Origin of the sequence: Paenibacillus nanchangensis, assembly GCF_046543445.1 — a bacterium.
Classification (GTDB): domain Bacteria; phylum Bacillota; class Bacilli; order Paenibacillales; family Paenibacillaceae; genus Paenibacillus_AQ; species Paenibacillus_AQ nanchangensis.
Map to the genome: position 1 here is coordinate 91716 of NZ_JBHOFD010000024.1, position 18893 is coordinate 110608.

At 55.9% G+C, this 18893-nt stretch carries 19 protein-coding genes; 11 read left to right on the plus strand and 8 right to left on the minus strand.

Features of this window, described 5'->3' with window-relative positions; genetic code table 11:
* The first annotated feature begins 56 nt into the window (after positions 1-56).
* The 5 genes from ACE6ED_RS19230 (at position 57) to ACE6ED_RS19250 (ending at position 3767) form a co-directional block, all read left to right on the plus strand.
* Positions 57-608, plus strand: coding sequence for a delta-aminolevulinic acid dehydratase (locus tag ACE6ED_RS19230; RefSeq protein ID WP_410828844.1), 552 nt, complete (start codon positions 57-59; stop codon positions 606-608).
* 79 nt (positions 609-687) lie between these two features.
* Positions 688-1212: an ankyrin repeat domain-containing protein gene (locus ACE6ED_RS19235; protein WP_410828845.1), complete on the plus strand. Its 525-nt coding sequence runs from the start codon at positions 688-690 to the stop codon at positions 1210-1212.
* 17 nt (positions 1213-1229) lie between these two features.
* Positions 1230-2231, plus strand: a complete 1002-nt coding sequence (locus ACE6ED_RS19240; protein WP_410828846.1) for a hypothetical protein — start codon at positions 1230-1232, stop codon at positions 2229-2231.
* Between the two features lie 45 nt (positions 2232-2276).
* A complete protein-coding gene (locus tag ACE6ED_RS19245) occupies positions 2277-3203 on the plus strand; it encodes an aminoglycoside phosphotransferase family protein (RefSeq protein ID WP_410828847.1) in 927 nt (308 codons plus the stop codon).
* A gap of 123 nt (positions 3204-3326) precedes the next feature.
* Entirely contained in the window at positions 3327-3767 is a 441-nt protein-coding gene (locus ACE6ED_RS19250) for a HEAT repeat domain-containing protein (protein WP_410828848.1), read from the plus strand.
* Positions 3768-3826: 59 nt separating this feature from the next.
* Here ACE6ED_RS19250 and ACE6ED_RS19255 read toward each other — a convergent pair whose 3' ends face one another.
* From ACE6ED_RS19255 to ACE6ED_RS19265, 3 genes are all read right to left on the minus strand, one after another.
* The gene (locus ACE6ED_RS19255) at positions 3827-4729 is read right to left on the minus strand and encodes a DMT family transporter (protein ID WP_410828849.1); all 903 of its coding nucleotides are present in this window, start codon (positions 4727-4729) and stop codon (positions 3827-3829) included.
* A gap of 176 nt (positions 4730-4905) precedes the next feature.
* Positions 4906-5490, minus strand: a complete 585-nt coding sequence (locus tag ACE6ED_RS19260; RefSeq protein ID WP_410828850.1) for an LOG family protein — start codon at positions 5488-5490, stop codon at positions 4906-4908.
* A 106-nt stretch (positions 5491-5596) separates the two neighbouring features.
* The gene (locus tag ACE6ED_RS19265) at positions 5597-6418 is read right to left on the minus strand and encodes an SDR family NAD(P)-dependent oxidoreductase (RefSeq protein ID WP_410828851.1); all 822 of its coding nucleotides are present in this window, start codon (positions 6416-6418) and stop codon (positions 5597-5599) included.
* 516 nt (positions 6419-6934) lie between these two features.
* Between ACE6ED_RS19265 and ACE6ED_RS19270 the strand changes: the two genes are divergently transcribed.
* Genes ACE6ED_RS19270 through ACE6ED_RS19280 form a run of 3 tightly spaced genes read left to right on the plus strand, consistent with a single transcriptional unit; the run spans position 6935 to position 11127 of the window.
* Positions 6935-8524, plus strand: coding sequence for a methyl-accepting chemotaxis protein (locus tag ACE6ED_RS19270; RefSeq protein WP_410828852.1), 1590 nt, complete (start codon positions 6935-6937; stop codon positions 8522-8524).
* A gap of 24 nt (positions 8525-8548) precedes the next feature.
* The gene (locus tag ACE6ED_RS19275; RefSeq protein ID WP_410828853.1) at positions 8549-8974 is read left to right on the plus strand and encodes a chemotaxis protein CheW; all 426 of its coding nucleotides are present in this window, start codon (positions 8549-8551) and stop codon (positions 8972-8974) included.
* A gap of 23 nt (positions 8975-8997) precedes the next feature.
* Positions 8998-11127: a chemotaxis protein CheA gene (locus ACE6ED_RS19280; RefSeq protein ID WP_410828854.1), complete on the plus strand. Its 2130-nt coding sequence runs from the start codon at positions 8998-9000 to the stop codon at positions 11125-11127.
* Positions 11128-11249: 122 nt separating this feature from the next.
* On the opposite strand, the gene ACE6ED_RS19285 is transcribed toward ACE6ED_RS19280, so the two are convergent.
* On the minus strand, positions 11250-11507 hold the full coding sequence (locus tag ACE6ED_RS19285) for a YolD-like family protein (RefSeq protein WP_410828855.1): 258 nt from the start codon (positions 11505-11507) through the stop codon (positions 11250-11252).
* A 204-nt stretch (positions 11508-11711) separates the two neighbouring features.
* On the opposite strand from ACE6ED_RS19285, the gene ACE6ED_RS19290 reads away from it, so the two are divergent.
* Positions 11712-12053, plus strand: coding sequence for a DUF1801 domain-containing protein (locus ACE6ED_RS19290; protein ID WP_410828856.1), 342 nt, complete (start codon positions 11712-11714; stop codon positions 12051-12053).
* Between the two features lie 734 nt (positions 12054-12787).
* On the opposite strand, the gene ACE6ED_RS19295 is transcribed toward ACE6ED_RS19290, so the two are convergent.
* The 3 genes from ACE6ED_RS19295 to ACE6ED_RS19305 all read right to left on the minus strand — a co-directional run bounded on the left by ACE6ED_RS19295 (position 12788) and on the right by ACE6ED_RS19305 (position 16598).
* On the minus strand, positions 12788-14713 hold the full coding sequence (locus tag ACE6ED_RS19295; protein ID WP_410828857.1) for a PTS fructose transporter subunit IIABC: 1926 nt from the start codon (positions 14711-14713) through the stop codon (positions 12788-12790).
* Between the two features lie 224 nt (positions 14714-14937).
* Positions 14938-15849: a 1-phosphofructokinase gene (gene pfkB / locus ACE6ED_RS19300; protein WP_410828858.1), complete on the minus strand. Its 912-nt coding sequence runs from the start codon at positions 15847-15849 to the stop codon at positions 14938-14940.
* Positions 15846-16598, minus strand: a complete 753-nt coding sequence (locus ACE6ED_RS19305) for a DeoR/GlpR family DNA-binding transcription regulator (protein WP_410828859.1) — start codon at positions 16596-16598, stop codon at positions 15846-15848. The genes pfkB and ACE6ED_RS19305 overlap by 4 nt, the downstream gene beginning before the upstream one ends.
* Before the next feature lie 368 nt (positions 16599-16966).
* Here ACE6ED_RS19305 and ACE6ED_RS19310 point away from each other — a divergent pair, with 368 nt between their 5' ends.
* Positions 16967-17482, plus strand: a complete 516-nt coding sequence (locus ACE6ED_RS19310) for a GNAT family N-acetyltransferase (protein ID WP_410828860.1) — start codon at positions 16967-16969, stop codon at positions 17480-17482.
* Here ACE6ED_RS19310 and ACE6ED_RS19315 read toward each other — a convergent pair.
* Positions 17449-18168: an SGNH/GDSL hydrolase family protein gene (locus ACE6ED_RS19315; protein WP_410828861.1), complete on the minus strand. Its 720-nt coding sequence runs from the start codon at positions 18166-18168 to the stop codon at positions 17449-17451. The two genes, ACE6ED_RS19310 and ACE6ED_RS19315, sit on opposite strands and share 34 nt — an antisense overlap.
* A 124-nt stretch (positions 18169-18292) precedes the next feature.
* Between ACE6ED_RS19315 and ACE6ED_RS19320 the strand changes: the two genes are divergently transcribed.
* A complete protein-coding gene (locus tag ACE6ED_RS19320) occupies positions 18293-18880 on the plus strand; it encodes a DUF1836 domain-containing protein (RefSeq protein WP_410828862.1) in 588 nt (195 codons plus the stop codon).
* The last annotated feature ends 13 nt before the right edge of the window (positions 18881-18893 follow it).

Genomic DNA, 18893 nt, shown 5'->3' on the forward strand with positions numbered 1-18893 from the left:
CAGTTGAATAATACTAGACGACTGATAACGCTGCAGGAAAAAAGGAGGACACAAGCATGACGTCACCGCCCAGAAATATTGCGCTGGTATGCGGACCGGACTGCGAACTGGAGACGCAAGCGCTCCGGGCCGCTCTTGAATATTTTGGCGCCAGAACCGTGACCTATTATATCGGCAGGCCCAACGACTTAACCGCTGTCTTGTCGGGAGAAGCGTTGTATGGGAAGACGGATCTGTTTATCTTGTGTGTTCATGGGGAGGACGGCAGGCTGCTTTTGCCTGAGCTGGCGGAGGACGTGTACGAACCGGGCGAACCGAAGGGCGCATTCGGAGCGGACGAAGTGAGGCGTTATGCCCGGCTGGACGGCGCCGCTGTGATCGCAAACGGCTGTACGCTCGGTGATCCCCGGCTTGCGGCCGCTTTTATGGAAGCGGGATGCGGCGCTTATATCGGGCCGGCGGATTATCCGGACGGCAGCAGCGCTTTGCTGTTCTTGATCCAGCTGTTGTATGAGGTGATCGGCCAGGGCCGGGAGCTGGAAGAAGCGCTCGGCATCGCCGCGGCCAGGGACTCGTCCCTCTCCATGTACCGGTTTTATCGCCGATAGGATGACTTCGGTACGCCGCAGCATAATGATGCGAGAAAAAAGCGGCCGTAATCTGCCATATAGATGGAGGAAGATGAACTTGAGCGAATCATCGCGTATAGATGAACTATTTGAAGCCGCCCGCCTGGGCGACGCGGAACGGCTGAAAGCGATGCTGGCCGCTGACCCCGGTCTGGCCGGGGCGGAAAACAGGGACGGACTGACGCCGCTCGGCTTTGCGGCGCATTACGGGCAAGCAGCTGCGGTGGAAGCGCTGCTTGCAGCCGGAGCGGATGTAAATGAGGTGTCCCACTCCCGCGTTGCATATATTCCGTCAAACACGGCGCTGCATGCGGCCATGGCCGGCGAGCGGAGCATGGAGGTGATCCGGCTGCTGCTGGATAACGGCGCGCGTACGGATATCCCCGACAGCAGCGGGCAGACCTGTCTTCACTCCGCTGCTTATCATATGGATAGCAAGGAGCTGATCTCCCTGATAATTAAGCGTGGCGCCGACGTAAACAAGCGGGATACGAACGGGGAAACGGCGCTTGGCCTTGCCCGGAAACAGGGACATGCGGAGGCTGCCGCGGCGCTGGAGGCGGCGGGAGCGCTGGAGAGCTAAAAAGAGGAGAGCTGATAATGGGACAACGGGCAAACCTGGTCATCGTACAAAATGGTGCGTATGAGCTGTATTACAGCCACTGGCATGCCAATACGCTGCCGGATGATTTGTTTTGGGGGCCGGAGCATGCCGCCGCATTTATTGCCATGCAGCAGCGGCGGGAGGCGGACGGGTGGCTGGATGACGTCTGGGCCGAAGGCGGCGCCGTCATGGATTTGGACACCCGGACGCTGCTGCTGTACGGAGGGGAGGATCTCTGCTATGATCTCCCGCTGCGGCGTGTGTATATGGAGCTGCTGAGCTATACCTGGCCTGGCTGGAAGCTGCGGTGGGCTTACGAGGGGATTGCGGAGATGGCCGCTTATGTCGGTTATCCGGTGCAGGCTGTCCTGAACCCCAAGGAACGGGGGACGGAGATTCCCAATTTCCGGCCGCCGGAACAGCAGAACTGGATCGACCTCATCGGCAGCATCCGGTATGCCGACGGGCAAATCAAGCTGTTCCCGATGGAGGCGCGAATTGGAGATGTGCTGGATGCAGGCCCCGCGGTGCTCGGCGGAGCCGATCCTTTGATTGGAGCAGACCGGTTTGCGCCAACCGAAGCGATGGAGACGTTCCCGACGGCCGGGTTTCATCTTGATGTTCCGCAGCGCCGGCTGGACTACTGGCATGCGGACGACCTGCCTGGCGGACTGGACCGGTTCAGGCAAGCCTGGGCCGGTTGGGAGATTGACGACCATCAAGGCGAATATGAAGTCCAGCTGCGGCTTGCGGAAGGCCGTCTTGAACTGCCTACCTTGAAGCAGGAAGTTCTGCTGGAGAAGCTGGGGAGATCGCTGGTAAAAACCTCGTCGTCGAACCCTGCTGATTCCATCCGATTCCTCACCGAGCGATTGGCGATGGACGGCAAGGATGTACAAGTTAATCCAAATGCCCTCCGGTATGATCAGAAGGAGTTGACGGAGGAGACGAAGCGGGCGATTTGGGAGGATGCACTGGGGCGGTATCTGAGCAGGTAAAGGAAGACTGAGGTAAACGGATAAATATATTTTTTGGAGGATATCATGAATCAATGGGAAATCCCTGAGGCGCAGCGCGGAGACATTCCCGAACCCGGGCGCTGGACGGTTGTCCGGCCGATCCGGGAAGGCTGGTCCTCTGACCGTAAATTTTATCTGGAAGACCGGGAGGGCCGCAAAAGACTGCTCCGGCTGTCCGCTCCCGAGACGTATGAACGGAAACGGGAGGAATTTGAAGCGCTGCGGCGGTTCAACCAGTTCGGCTTTCCGATGTCCCAAGCGCTGGAGTGGGGGATGACGGATACCGGAACAGCGGTCTATACCTTGCTGACCTGGGTGGAAGGACGTCCGCTGCTGAAGGCGATGGCCGGCATGCCCGAGGCGGAGCAGTATCGGCTCGGCGTCCAGGCGGGAAAGATCCTGCGGGAAATGCATACGCTGCGCGTAGACCCGGATCCTGCTTGGAGCAGGCGGATGAAGGACAAAATGCGGACCCGGCTTGAGGCTTATGAGCGCTGTCCGGCCCGGGTGGAGGGAGACCGCACGGCGCTGGCGTTCGTCAAATCGCGAATGGATTGGATTGATGATCCGCAGCTGGTTCAGCAGCATGGCGATTTTCATGCGGCTAATCTGCTGCTGACACCGGAAGGGCGGATCGGCGTCATTGATTTTAACCGCTGGGATATCGGGGACGCCGCGGAGGAATTCTATAAGCTTCAAGTGCTTGACCGGGAACGGTCTGTGCCGTTCTCCCGAGGGCGGCTGAAGGGCTATTTTGGAGGGGAACCTCCGGAAACGTTTTGGCGGCGCCTGGCGGTCTACACGGCTTATGCCTGCCTGTATTCCATTGTATGGGCTATTCCCTACGGCGAGGCCGACGTGGAAGGGATGCAAATGCGCTGCCGGCTTGCGCTGGACGACTACGAGGGATTTACGCAGATCATTCCCCGGTGGTACAGGCCGAGCGGTTAACCGAAATTGTGAAAGGACCGCCTCATCAAGCGGCACAGCGTCCGATTGTGGATTGTGGACAAGCCGTGCATTAGGGTAAAATAAGGAATACGCCAAGTTTTAGCCAAGAAAGGAACAGGACCCTTGAATAACGAGGACAACAAACAAGAACTGCCGGAGCATTACGACCAATTGAAAAAAGCCGCGAACCGTTCGGCGGACTGGAGAGCCCGTCTGGAGGCCGTTCAGGAGCTGGGAAAATGGGAGCATCCGCAGACGATGGATATTTTAACCCGGCTGATGAACAGCGATCCCGTGTATAAAGTGCAGGAAGCCGCTTATGAGAAGCTGAGAGCGCTGGGGCAAGATGTCCAGCTCCCTTCGCCGAACAAACCGGAGCCGTTTAAAGGCCTCTCCAAGATCATGCTGCGCATTCGCAAAAGTCTGCCGCGTGAGCATACCTTCGAGGACTTTAAGGAGAAGCTGCGGAAAATGCGGATCGACATCTACGACACTTATGAAGGCATCAAAGGCGATGGTTTTGACGAGTGGCTGAAGAAGCAGTGGGAAGCCGCGGGAAAATAAAAAAACATTAGAAGCCGGAGGGACATTGTCCTGCTCCGGCTTCTTTGTGTTCTAAGGGGCTATGCTGATTTGGAATGATCCGTGTGGGGGCGCCAACTTCCTGCAACGCTGGCCAGGTATACCCCTGCAAAGACAAGCAGTCCCCCGGCTCCTTGCGCCCAGGTGACGGGATTGCCCGAAAGGACGCTGAACACGGCGGTAAAGACCGTAATCAGATTCAGATAGATGCCTGCCCGGCTTGCGCCTACAACACGGATTGCCGAGTTCCAGCATATAAACGAACCGACCGAAGGGAACAAGCCGATGTACAAGATGCCTGCCGCCGCTCTCGGACTGAGATGGAAAGAGAGGCCGGAAGCAAGCGCAAACGGGAATACCAGCAGCACGGCCAGCAGTGCTGAGACAGCTGTACTGGCGATAGGAGGCAGGTCTCGGGTACGCCGGCCAAGAATCGAGTACACCGTCCAGACTGTGATGGCGAGCAGCATCAGCAGATCGCCGGCGTTATAATTGATTTGGAAAATTCGGGAAAGGTGCCCTTCCGTCAGCACCAGAAGGACGCCGAGCAGGGAGAGAACCAGGCCAAGGCCGCGCGTTGTGGAAATCCGCTCTTTCAGTACAAGTGCCGATACCAGTACGATCAGCGCCGGGTTCATGGCATTTACCAGCGCGGCGTTCAACGACGTAGTGTATTGAAGCGCCTCATAGAGCAGGAAGTTGTATCCGGCCACACCAAGTACGGCTAGCAGCAGGAGTAGAGGCCAAGCTCTCCAAATCTTCCGCCAGTCGGGCTTTTCGATCATCTGCGCTATGGGGAACAGAACCAGGACGGCGATTAGCCAGCGCATAAACGTCATTTGTACAGGGGACAGCTCAGCGACCACATATTTGCCGAACACATAATTACCGGCCCAGAACAGATTGGCAAGAATGAGGTAGAGGTAAACGCGGGATTTGGTCATGCGGCAAGGCTCCTTTTTTCATTGATGTCGCTGCTAAAGGAATTTGAATTCACCTATAGTAGCACAGAAGCTGCCGATTATCATTGCGGTTGCGCACAAGACCCTACACTGCCGCTAGAGTAGACCTAACGCAAGCTGCGGGCTAAACTGATCTCACATAAAAACAACAGACCTTCTCAGGTCTGTTTCTGACGGGTAATATACGGGGTGACGGCAGGCGGTTTGTAGCGCGAGAACTGGTCAAGCAGACCTTCCGGCGTTGTATCGGTAAGCGCGATGGACCGGTGTTCTTCCGCCATAAATTGCTCCCTGTGCATATGATCGAGCAGCGCGACCAGCGGATCAAAGTAGTGATGAATGTTCAGCAGTCCGCACGGTTTGGCATGCAGGCCGAGCTGTGCCCAAGTGAAAATTTCAAAATACTCCTCCATGGTTCCCGGACCGCCCGGCAGTGCAATGAAGGCGTCCGACAGCTCCGCCATTTTTGCCTTGCGTTCATGCATCGACTCCACCACAATGAGCTCCGACAACGACCTGTGCGAAATCTCCCGCGTCTCCAGAAACTCCGGAATAATGCCTATAACCTTGCCGCCAGCCTCCATAACGGCGTTGGCTGCGGCTCCCATCAGTCCCACGCTTGCACCGCCATAGACAAGTGTAATCTCACGTTCCGCCAAGGCCCGGCCAAGCGCAATCGCTCCCTCCCGGTACACCTCAGAAGCGCCGTTTCTGGAGCCGCAAAATACCGCAATCGCCTTCACTAAGCACCCACCTCCGCAGGATTGTATAGCACTGATACCCCGATTATAACGCAGCTTTATCATCGGCGGCGCACCGGAATATGAAAACTGGGTCAAAAAGGGGAAACTACTCTCCGCGGTACACTCGTCCCCAGCCGTATCCCGCTTCCGGGGAGGTATCCTCCGGCATGCCCGGCAGGATCAAACCGCCGTCGACCCGAAGATTGATTCCCGTAATATACGACGCTTGATCGGAAGCCAGCCAGGCGATTGCCTCACCGATATCGGATGGGGTGCCCATACGTCCGAGCGGGATTTTACGCCCAAGCGGTTCTTCATAGGCATCCTGCCCCAGGTTGTGAACGGTCGCTCCGGGAGCCACGCAGTTCACACGGATGCCGTGCGGCGCCCATTCCAGGGCAAGTGAAGCACAGGAGCGGATCAAGGCGGCTTTCATCCCCCCGTAGATACTGTCGCCTGGATAAGCGCGTTCACCGCGGGAGGAAGTGATGAACAGGATACTGCCTGGGATGTGTCGTTCAATCATCGCTTTGGCGGCGTACTTGGAAATCATTATTGGAGCCAGGTAATCCAGGTTTACCGTAGCTGCCATATCCTCTTCTTTCATATCAAGCAGCGGGTCGTTCATGCCAGCGCCCGCATTGTTGACGACCAGATCGATTCGCCCGAACGCTTCAAGCGTCTCGCGGACAATCCGTTCCCCTTCCCGGAGGATCGTCAAGTCGCAGGCGGTCGTGTAAGGGGCCGCTCCATAAATATGCCTCAGCTCTTCGGCGACCTCGTCAATCGGCTCGGAGTCGGAATGATAGGTTAACGCGAGAATGTAGCCTTTTTGCGCCAGTACGCTTGCAATTCCCCGGCCGATGCCTTGGCCCGCCCCCGTAACAAGCGCAACCTTCCGGTTCTGTTGTTCGATAGGATGAGTCATATCCTTTTCTCCTCCTTAGTGTTAGTCAGGATGAAATGGCGTCACCTGAAAGCGTCTTTGTCCGCCGAGCCGGCATGCGCTCCCAGTGAACCATTACCCCTTTGTCCAGGGCCTGAATGAGTTTTCAGGCTGTGCCAGCGCCGTCAGATTCGGAAATGTGAAACATCGAATGAAAGGAAGACCTAAATTTTTTGTCCCTCCTTTAGCTCATAGCGGAGTAGTTACCTGTAAAATGGAAGATTATCTGGGCCAATACTCATACGAGAAATAGCCGTTTCCTTTGAATTGTTGTTGATATAATGGTTCTTTATGCCCAGTTCATGGCGGAAATAAGCTTATTTTCGGCTGAGATGGCAAAAAAAGACTGGGAGTTTAAAAAAATGAGAAATGCCCCCTTCACAAAGTGGCTGATAATGTCGAAATAGATCGTATGATGTCAAATGGTGGGGAAGCGGATGCTAAGAAAAGATCAGGATGCTGCCATACGGACACGATACGGCCTTAGGAGGAATTAAGATGAAATGGTTTGGAAATTTGAAGACGGCGACTAAAATTATCACCGGGTTCATGATTGTCGCTTTGCTGCTCGGCGGGTTTGGCCTGTATTCGGTTTCAGCGCTGGGCAAGATGAAAAATAACATGGACGAGATGTACGATAATAACTTAACGTCAGTCCGTGAGCTGTCCGGAGCGCAGGGGGATTTTCAAAACCTTCGGGTGCTGGTCCGGGACATGAGCACGGAGGAAGATAGTGCGATTATCACGAAGTACGAGCAGGATATTCAAACCGCCCGCCAAAAGACGTTGGAGAAAATTGATAACTTCCGTCCGCTGGCGACAACCCCCCGCGAGCAGGAGTATCTAGCCATTTTGGATAAAGAGATGGCGGAGTATGACAAAGTGTTCGACCAAGCGGTCAAGCTGGCAAAAAGTGATGATATCAACGCCTTTAATGAATTCAAAGGTACCCAGTTGAAAGGGCAAGGAGATAAGGTAACCGAGACGCTGGGCGTGTTGATTGACACCAACGCCCAACTGGCGGAACAAGCCAATAATAACTCCGACTCTACTTATAAAGCCTCTCTAACTGTTACGATTTCTGTTATTGTTGCAGCCGTTCTCCTCAGTCTTCTGATCGGCTATGTAATTTCGCGGTCGATTTCGAAGCCGCTGCTGAACATGGTGGAGGTTGCGAAAAAAGTAGCCGAAGGCGATTTGACCCGTACACCGGATGTTCAAACCAAAGATGAAGTAGGGCAGCTTGCCGCTGCGCTGACCCTTATGGTGGAGAATCTGAAAGTGCTGATTAACAGCATCGTCGGCAGCTCCCAGAGCGTTGCCGCTTCCTCTCAGCAGATCTCCGCGAGTACGGAGGAAATCGCCGGCACTAGCACCAATCAGTCAATGGCCGCAACAAACATTACCGAGTTGTTTAAAGAGCTGTCGATCGCGATCGACTCGGTTGCAGGAAGCGCGGAAGAAGCGGCGGAGCTGTCGAACGACACGGTCCGGACCGCCAGAGAAGGCGGGGATGTGGTGGACGCATCGCTCAGAGGCATGCAGGCCGTTAACGACAAAATGGCCCTGCTCGAAAGCGACTCCCATAAAATTGGCGACATTATCGAGGTAATTGACGACATCGCCGAGCAGACCAACCTGCTTGCGCTGAATGCGGCGATTGAAGCGGCCCGTGCAGGAGAACAGGGACGGGGATTTGCGGTTGTTGCCGACGAAGTGCGGAAGCTGGCCGAGCGCAGCAGCGAGGCGACCAAAGAAATTACAACGATCATAAAAGCGATGCAGGAGAACACGAAACAGAGCGTTCAAGCTGTGGCGGACAGCGTGAAGCAGTCATCCCGGACCGGCGAAGCGTTTGACCAGATCGTCAGCATGGTGAACAGCTCTTCGCTTAAAGTAAACGAAATTGCGGCGGCGTGCGAGGAAGAAGCAGCCCAGGCGGCCGAGGTCATGCGTTCTGTGGAGTCGATTGCCGCCTCCAGCGAGGAATCGGCTGCAGCTTCGGAAGAAACCGCGGCTACCTGCCAGAACCTCGCCCAATTGGCTGAAGAACTGGCAAGCTCGGCTTCCGTCTTCAAGACTCACTAATCCCGGATCAAAAGAGGTGAAGAGATGACGTCGCTGCAGCAGGATCAATATATCGAACTGGCCGTCGGTGCGGAGACATGCGCCATGCGGATTGAAGATGTACATGAAATTATCAAAATGCTTGCGATTACCGACATTCCGTTCAGCCGGCATGAGGTGAAGGGCGTGGTCAATTTGCGGGGGAAAGTTGTCCCGGTCATGAGCCTGCGCAATTTGCTCGGCATGCAGGACGAGCCTTACAACCGGGCGACACGTATTATTGTGGTCCGGTTCAATGAGGAATTTGTCGGGCTGATTGTGGACAAGGTGAACCGGGTAACGACCTATGCGGAAATTCACCCGCCTGCCGGGCGGGAAGAGGGTTACCGGGAAGGTGTTTTTCTCGGAATCGGTCAACGTGAGGACAGACTTGTGGGCATTTTAAAGCTGGAAGGCATTCTCGGCGGTTAGGCCAGGAAGGAGAACGGACTTAGATGATGGACTTATCGGCCTACCGCGATATTTTTATTGAAGAGATGAACGACCAGCTGGAGCGGATGGATCAGACACTGCTGGCGCTTGAGCGTTCGCCTTCGCCGGACCTCGTGCAGACGCTGTTTCGAATTGCCCATACGGTCAAAGGATCGTCTTCGACCATGGCGTTTAAGGAACTAAGCGATTTAACCCATCAGGTGGAATTTGCGCTGGAATGGATCCGTGAGAAAAAAACCGCGCTGACCGCAGGTCTGATCGACCTGCTGTTCCGCGCGATGGATGCGATGAAAAAGCTGCGCGACGAATATGTCGCCGGCGGTTCTTATTCGGACAGCGCGGCCCTGGCAGCGGAAATTCAAGCGATGCTGGGGCAGAACGCGCAGGCAGCGGCGGGCGCATCCTCCCCGGCCCGCAGTCTGCCGCTGCTCGGCCCGGGTGAACGGCTGAGAGCGGAAGAAGGCGCGGCTGCGGGGATGCGGCTGCTGGCCGTGCGCGTTACGCTGAAGGGCGACTGCCTGATGAAAGCGGCGCGCTACCAGATCATGCTGCGGCGGATCGAAGATGACGGGGGCAGCATCATCGCCTCCAGCCTGCCGCTTGGCGAACTCGCCGTAGGCGACGAGGACGGGCTTTTCGGCGCATTTACGCTGATCGCCGCCGTGCCGGAGGAAGGCTCCGCACTGCAGAGCAAGCTGCTTGGCCTGACAGACACTGAATCCGCCGAAGTGGAACCTTATCGGCTGGAAGCGCCCGTGTCTGCGCAGCCGTCAGCGGAACCGGCCCGGCAGTCTGCCGCGACTGCGGGGGCGGCGGCTGCCGAAGGGGGAAGCCGGCAGGAGCCGCTAAACGCCGCTGGCGGAGCGGGCGGAGTTGGCGGCGCAACAGCAGGGGCAGGCGGTGCAGCGGCAGGCGGTGCAGCGGCAGGGGGAGCAGGAGCAGCCGCGGCCGCAGGGGCCAAAAGCGCCCCGACGGTCCGGGTCAGCGTCGACCGCCTGGACCACCTGATGAATCTGGTGGGCGAGCTGCTGATTGACCAGACCTCTTTGGCTTCGCTGAAATCGGCCGGAATGCGGAAAGACCCCGCCAAGTCGCTGCAGGCGATCGACGGGGTATCGGACCATATGGGACGGGTGATCAAGGAGCTCCAGGAGGGCGTCATGAAGACGCGGATGCTGCCGATCGACCAGCTGTTCAGCCGGTTTCCCCGGCTGGTGCGGGATTTATCGCAGAAGCTGGGCAAAGACCTGGATCTGGTGATCCAGGGCGGCGAAACCGAGCTGGACCGGACCATTATTGAAGAACTTGGCGATCCGCTGATTCACTTGATCCGCAACAGCGCCGACCACGGGGTTGAAAGCCCGGCGGAGCGGGCGGCTTTGGGCAAGCCGGCCAAGGGACTGATTTCTTTGACTTCTTTTCACGAAGAAAATCATGTGGTGATTGTCCTAAAGGACGACGGCAAAGGCATCGACGCCGCACGAATCACCGAATCGGCGCTGCGCAAAGGGCTGATTACGGAGGAAAAAGCCGCCCGGCTTACGCCATCTGAGGCGGTAAACCTGATTTTTGAGCCGGGTTTCTCCACAGCCGCGCAGGTCAGCGAGGTGTCGGGCCGGGGCGTCGGTATGGATATCGTACGCAGCCAGATCGGCCGGCTGAACGGGATTATCGAGATCGATACGGAGCCGGGAAAAGGAACGTCCTTTACGATCCGCCTGCCGCTTACCCTGGCGATTATAAAAGGCCTGCTGGTGAAGGTGGCCGGTCGGTCCATGGTCATTCCGATGTACAGCGTTGCTGAAATCGTCCGGATTCCGCCGGAGGACATCCAGACGATCCAGGGCGAAAAAGCAATTATCAACCACGGGCGGATTGTTCCGCTGTACTGGCTGCATGACAAGCTCCAGTACCCGCGGGGCGGCCGGACGGGCAAATCGGTGCCTACGGTGATTATCAAGTCGGTGGAAAAAAGCGCAGCGTTTGCGGTCGACGAGATCATCGGCAACCAGGAGGTCGTCATTAAATCGCTGGGGTCCTATCTCGGCAAAATGAACCATCTCTCCGGCGCAACGATTTTGGGCAACGGGCAGGTAGCGTTAATCCTTGAGGCATCTTACCTTGTAAGCTGATTGGACTTCTTAAAGTGAAAACCGGACCAGGAAGGAGAGCATCCTTGCCAGTCCGGTTTTTTTGTCATTGGTGTGCTATCGCAGAGGAAGGGGGAACTCCGCCGGATGAATTTTTGGCAGAATCAGTCCCAGTCCCGCGGATAATTGATTTCCATGATGTCCATAAAAGGAACCTTGGTAATAACGCCATTATGCTTCATATGGACCTTCCCCGTACGGGAGTCCATCGTGTCGATTTGCCCGCGAACCGTTTCTTCCCATCCCCATACCGTCAGCACAATTACCGATTCTTCCCGGTAAGCCTCCGTCAGCTGATTTCCGAGTTCTTCAAGGACAAATTCATCTCTCGTCGGTCTTTTTGCAACTTTAGGTTTCGCCATGATAAATCCTCTCCGCTGCCGGTATTTGCAACTATCCTTCCATGCACGGATATTCCTGCTCGACAACTCTCTTATCCTATGATATCTCTAGTTTAGCATAGCGGCGGCCTCAAGGTGCAAAATTACCCGATAAAATAAGGGATATATTCATGCATTTTACGGCGGTCATTTTCCAAATCCCGCATCTAAAGGAGCGAATGCAAAATGAACCAGGAAGTCACCGATTTTATCGGCGCAATTCAGGAGCCTTGGCAAAAAGAGCTGGCGGTGTCTCTGCGTGAGGTTGTCCGGCAAGCCATCCCTGATGCGAGCGAGCGCATTCAGTACAAAAAACCGCATTTCCTTAAAAACGGCAAATACGCTGCCGTTATTTCGACCTCGAAGGACGCAGTTAGCTTCACGATTTTCAATGCTGCCGGGCTGGAGCTTCCCGAAGGGAAGTTTGAGGGTCCTCCGGAACGGAAAACGCTGAAGCTCCGCAAAGGGGACACGTTTGATCCCGGCCAGATGGCAGCGTGGGTCGGACAGGCTTCCAGCTCTTTGTAGAATAGGAGTGGCAGCGGTAGATGAAAGCGATGCTGCAGAGCTATTGCTCCCGGCCGCGTTGGCGTTGCTGCAGATAAGAACCTGCGGCAGCGGTGCCAGCGGTTTTGCATTAGAGTCTGTACGCAAACTTACTTCAGCCATAACCTCATCGAAATCAACGCCAAAAAAGCCTTGAACATGCTCGCTGTCTTTTCTTCGTCTGATCGTTTGCTTGCTTTGCCCCTTGCGCCGGCCCCATGCTGATGGACTCGGACTAGGATGGTATCCATCATCATCTGCTCAAAGTCAGGCTCAATGGTAACGTGCTTCAGGATTTCATCCCAGATTCCCGCCTTTTGTAGCCGCCAGAGAAAGTAGGGGTACAAGTGTACGGACTCAGGATGCCTTATTTGCTGATTATTCCGTGTTTTGGCAAAGTTTCGGACTCAGATTCAGTTATTTACGCGGAGAAACCATAGTTTGCAGGTTTTCGGTACGAATAACGGATCTGGAGTCCGCAAGGCAACCCAAAAGCCCAAGAATTCCAGAAATAACGTCCGCTGGGTCCGGAAAGACCTCCGTATCGCGTACTGCGGTAATCCGCTGCGGGTCTGTTACAGGAGAAGATTCGTAGTCAAGGTGTGCCATTAGCAGCTGCGTGGAACCTGCATGAAGCTGCACAAAAAAGCACAGAGATATGCAAAAAGAGGACCTGTCTGCATGATGCAGACAGATCCTTTTGCTTTAACTGCCGTTTACTCGGCGGCAACGGGCTTTTTCCACAGTCCGAGGATCAGGCCGGAAATAACGGCTCCGATCAGCACGGCCAGCAGGAACAGCAGCGCGTTGCTGGAGAGGGCGGCGACGAAGATGCCGCCGTGCGGCGCCGGAACGTTGATGTGCCACAACTGGGTCAGACCGCCGGCTATCGCTGATCCGAGGATACAGCTGGTCAGCACGCGGAGCGGATCGGCCGCTGCGAACGGGATGGCGCCTTCCGTGATGAAGGACAGGCCCAGCACGTAGTTTGTGATGCCGGATTTGCGTTCCTCTTCGTTGAACTTGTTTTTAAAGAAGGTTGTAGCCAGGGCGATAGCCAGCGGAGGCACCATGCCGCCCGCCATAACTGCCGCCATCATCAGGCCGTTTGTGTTGCCGCTGCTGGTGAATACACCGATTGCGAAGGTGTAGGCTGCTTTGTTGAACGGGCCGCCCATGTCGATCGACATCATACCGCCCAGGATCAGACCAAGCAGCACGGCGTTGCCGGTGCCGAGGCCATTCAGGGCGTCGGTCAGGCTTGTGTTGATAGAGCTGAACAACGGGTCGAACAGGTAATACATAATCGTGCCGGTAATCAGCAGGCCAAACACAGGATACAGCAGGATCGGCTTCAGACCTTCCAGCGTACGGGGCAGACCGGCAAATACTTTGCGCAGCCCGATGATAACATAACCCGCCAGGAAACCGGCTGCCAGACCGCCGAGGAAACCGGCGTTCGAGTTCAGGGCCATAAATCCGCCGACCATACCCGGCATAAGCGCCGGACGGTCACCGATGCTCATCGCGATGTAACCGGCCAGGATCGGGATCAGGAAGTGGAACGCCCCTTCGCCGCCGCCAATCGACATCAGCAGCTTGAATACCGGATTGTCTTCACCGGCCAGCTGCTCAAAAAGGAAGGAGATCGCGAGCAAAATACCGCCGCCGACGACAAACGGCAGCATATGCGAAATGCCGTTCATCAGGTTTTTGTAAATCTGGCTGCCGATGCTGCGGTTGCCGCTTTCGGCCTTTTCCTTAGAGGAAGCCGCGCCGGTGCTGCGGTAGATCGGCGCATCGCCGCTGACCGCCTTGCGGATCAGTTCTTCGGATTTGCGGATGCCGTCGCTGACCGGACGCTGGAGCACCGGTTTGCCGTCAAAACGGTCCATCTCCACGTTTTTGTCGGCGGCGATGATGACACCTTTGGCGCGGCGGATTTCATCCGGGGTCAGCACGTTTTTTGCGCCTTCCGAGCCGTTTGTTTCGACACGGATGTTGATGCCCAGCTCTTTTGCTTTCTTTTTCAGCGCGTCCTCTGCCATAAACGTATGAGCAATGCCGGTGGGGCAGGCGGTAACGGCTACTACAAAATCCTCTGAAGCCGGGTTGCCGACGATCACCGCTTCTTGTGCGGCAGGAGCCTGCTTCTCTGCTTCTTCCTTCGCTTTGCGCGCTTCTTCTTCGGCCTGCTTCGCATCAAATAGAGCGGTAACTTCGTCCGGTGTGCGCGTATCCATCAGCTTCTGAATGAAATCGCTGTCGATCAGCAGCCGGGACAGTGCGGCCAGCGTACGCAGATGCGTGTTGCCGGCGCCTTCCGGCGCGGCAATCATGAAGAAGACGCGGGCCGGTTCGCCGTCAAGCGATTCAAAATCGACGCCGCCGGCGCTTTTCGCGAAGACAACCGTCGGTTCGTTAACGGCGCGTGTTTTGGCATGAGGCATTGCAATACCGCCGCCGATGCCGGTGCTGGACTCGGCTTCACGCTTCAGAATCATTTCTTTAAAGAGGACGGGATCGTTGATCCGGCCGCTGGCGGCAAGGCTGGCGATCAGTTCGTCGATCGCGGCTTCTTTGGTTGTGGCCCGCAGGTCCATGATCATTGTTTCTTTTATCATCAGTTCAGTAATTCTCATTGTTCTCAACTCCCTGGTTGACTCGGATGCTTTGCGGCTGGTGAGGCCGCGGATAAAGCGGGTGCAAATTTCGGCGGTCAGGCCGCGGGTAGAGCGGATGCTAATTTCGGCGGCAAAGCCGCAGGTAGAGCGGAGGCTGTTTCGGCGGTGAGGCCGCGGATAAAGCGGGTGGGTACAAAGGCGGCACGGTGCAAGCGGCGAAGCTCGGCACCGGCCGTTTTTTGTTACAGAGCGGTAACCGTTACCTGCGGACGCAGGCGCTCAATATCCTCGCGGGTGGCCAGGTCGTCGGAGAACGCGGTGGCGCTGCCTGAAGCAACACCGGCGCGGAAAGCGGCCTGGACATCTCCGGTTAAGGCCAGCGTGCCGACGAAGCCGGCGATCATCGAGTCGCCTGCACCAACGGAGTTGCGTACCAGGCCGGCAGGAACGTTGGCATGATACACCTCAGTATCGGTGATCAGCAGCGCGCCTTCGCCGGCCATGGAGATCAGCACATGTTTGGCGCCGCGTTCCAGCAGCTTCCGGCCGTAGTGGATGAGTTCCTCCCTGGAGCCAATGGTTACGCCAAACAGCTCCGCCAGCTCATGATGATTTGGCTTCACAAGCAGCGGGCGCTGATCTAGGGCGTTCAGCAGCGCTTGCCCGGTTGTATCGATGACGAACTCGGCGCCGCTGTGGACCACAGCCTGGATCAAACGGCTGTAATAGTCAGGTCCAAGCGATGGGGGAGCGCTTCCCGCCAGGACAACGACGTCGCCTTGACTGAGGCCGGAGAGCTTCTCCAGCAGCTTGGCCGATTCGGCGGCCGTGATGGCCGGTCCTTGGCCGTTGATTTCCGTTTCTTCCCCGTGCTTGAGCTTGATGTTGATCCGTGTGTCCTCTTCAATGAAAACAAACTCGCTGTCCACCGAATGGGCTCGCAGCATATCTTCAATGTAACGGCCGGTGAATCCGCCGAGAAAGCCGACCGCCCGGTTTTTTACTCCCAGCTCGTTCAAAATACGCGAGACGTTGATTCCTTTGCCTCCCGGGAGCTTCAGATCGCGTGTCATCCGGTTCAGTTCCCCAAGCTTCAGCTCATTGACTTCCACGATGTAGTCGATTGAAGGGTTAAGTGTTACGGTATAAATCATGATGATCCCTCGATTATTTTGGTTTTCTTGCTGATTGGCGTCCGCATCCGTTCCGGCACGGCGTCCGTAATCAACACGGCTTCGGACAGGTCGAATAATTTGGCGAAGGTGACTTCGCCGAATTTGCTGGAATCGGCCAGAACATAAGTCTGTGCCGACAGCTCATGGGCCCGGCGCTTGATCAGCGCTTCTTCCGGATCAGGCGTGGTGTAACCCAGCTTTGGATCAACCCCGTTGGTTCCCAAAAAGCATTTATCAAACCGGAAGTTGTCCATATTCTGCAGCGCAATGCTGCCGATGACGGCTTTGGTATGACTTTTCATCATGCCGCCGAGCAGATAGCTGCGAATCTGGTTGCCGACAAGCGACTCCACATGAGACAGTCCATTGGTAACAACGGTGATGTTATCCGCAGTCAGATATGGAATCATTGCCAATGTAGTAGTTCCCGCATCCAGGTAAATGCATTCGCCCTCCCGCACTTCGGCGGCGGCTAAACGGGCGATGCGATTCTTTTGCTGAATGTTTTTGGAGGTTTTTTCGTCCATTCCCGGCTCTAGGCCCTTTTGGCCGGGCAGCGCGGCGCCCCCATGGACCCGCTTCAGCTGGCGTTGCCCTTCAAGATCGATCAAATCCCGTCTAACGGTGGATTCGGATGCCTGCAGCAGCTCAACAAGCTCCTGCAGCTTTACAACGCCTTTTTCTTGTAAGCGCTGTAAAATTAGTCGATATCGTTCTTCGGTCAGCATTTGATTTCCTCCTGACATCCTTATCGTATCATATTTTTCACAAAAAAACAATCATAATAATCCAAAAACATTCAAAATATTTCATGTCGTATGTAAGTCTGCATACGGTCACTGCCGCGGCTCCTTTACGAGTATACCGCAGAGCGCCTAAAAACCACAGATGAAGGATGTTAAAGGTTGTGAAGGATTATGAACGGGACTAACCATGCTTCAGGCGGAAGATGTTAAATGGAAAGATGCGCCGAGCCGTTATAATGAAGGGAAAGAAAAAAGGCTCAAGTGGCGGGTGCGGACTAGCCATGGCGGGAAGCCGGAGCATGACTTACCTTGGAGGCAAAATCGAGCCATAAGAGGAGGAGGATGGATTTGTGACGGTGCTGGAAACGGAGCGTTTGACGCTCAGGCATTACCGGCCTGAGGACGCTGCCGGGATGTTCGCCGTCTTCTCCGATCCGGAGACGATGGCTTATTATCCCGGGACGTTCAGCTTGCGCCAGACCGAGGAGTGGATCCAGCGCAATATCGGCCGCTACGCGGCCGACGGCTTCGGGTTGTGGGCAGTAAGTCTGAAAGCGTCCGGTCAGCTCATTGGGGACTGCGGTTTGATCCGGCAGATGGTAGAGGGGGTCAGTGAAGTGGAGGTCGGTTATCATATCGGCCGTTCCTGCTGGAACAGAGGGTATGCGACGGAGGCCGCGGCCGTATGCGCGGAATACGGCTTCCGAACGCTTGGACTTTCCCGGCTGTGCAGCATTATCGCACCAGGCAATACCGCTTCCATCCGGGTCGCCGAAAAAATCGGGTTTGTCAGGGAGCGGGAGATACGGATATTCGGCCGGGACCATGTGCTTTATGCCGGATCGGGCGACAAGGAAGGGAAATAGGCGGAAGCGAAATCGGCGAACGCCTGCTTGATTAGCCGGTGGCCGTCTGCGTTCGGATGAATGCCGTCGGAGCACATGAGCTGTTTGTAATTCGCATGGTCCAGAAAAAGGGAGCGGACGTCGACGAACAGGCTTTTTGTCTCATAGGCAATCTTGACAATGGTATTGGAGTACAGCTCCTGGTAGCGCGCAATCCGCTGCACATCGCCGAGCCAGGCGCGGATGCAGGCTTTATCGACACCCTTCAAAGAACTGAGGAAAGCAAAATATTTATCTGCATCGACGGGCGGCAGCGACATCAGAATGGGTGTAATCTTCAGCTTCTTCAGCTCATGGATCATCGAACGGTAGACCGATTCAAACCGTGTTATTGGTGTACGGGGACTATGCTCCGCTTCCGGCGTGCCGGATACCTCGTCCCAGGCGTAGTTGCAGTCGTTGCCGCCAAATTCAAGCAAAGCCATCGTGCAGTCCAGCCCTTTGGCAATGGCGGCGCGCAGGCGGTTATAGCCTTTGTCAATCGTATAGCCGTACACCGACTGGTTGTTCACCTGGACGCCGTACCGGTCCTCCAGCGGCTGCAGCGGTCCTTCGGGGAGTGTGCGGTACTTCCGGGCTGCTTCGTCGAAGATGCAGCCTTTCATGATGGAGTCGCCGAAAATGTGAATTTTGGTCGCGGAATACATAGGATAATCCCTTCCCTTTCTTGGATAACACGACATCTAGTTATTAAAACCATATTATATAATTTCCCAACAGACGTCAAGGTGTTATAATGAGCCTATCGAGCTAAGAGAAGGGAGGGCCTCTATGGAGGAGGACAACAGGCGTGAACTGAACGAGTGGGCAGACCGGCTTGCGGCCGCCGCACTGCCGCGGTGGGAGGAGCTGCCTGACATTGAGCTTTATATGGACCAGGTGGTCGCGCTGCTGGACAAGCATTTTGCCAAATTTCCCGGCGAAGAAGCGGGGAAGCTGATTTCACCTTCGATCATTAATAATTATGTGAAAATGGGCGCCGTCCCTCCGACGATCAAAAAACGTTATTCGCGCACGCATCTTGCCTATCTTATGATCATCTGCATTTTGAAGCCGGTGCTGCCGATTGCGGCGATCCAGGGCATTATTGAAGCCCAGCTGCGCAGCCGGGCGCTGGACGAGGTGTACAACCACTTTTGTGAAGAGCAGGAATCCGCCGCCAGGCTGATCCGCGAGCAGATTCAGGGCGGTGAGCCGACCGCAGGAATGCTGGTGGCGACGGGAGAACGGCTGAGCGACCTGTCGCTGCGGATGGCGGTGCTGGCCAATGCGGGCAAGATTTTTGCCGAAAAAATCGTTGCACTGGAGCAGCCCCCTGAAGAGGCGGAAGCCAAGGAAAAGGGGCGCAAGCGCAAGTAAAACGCAGCATACC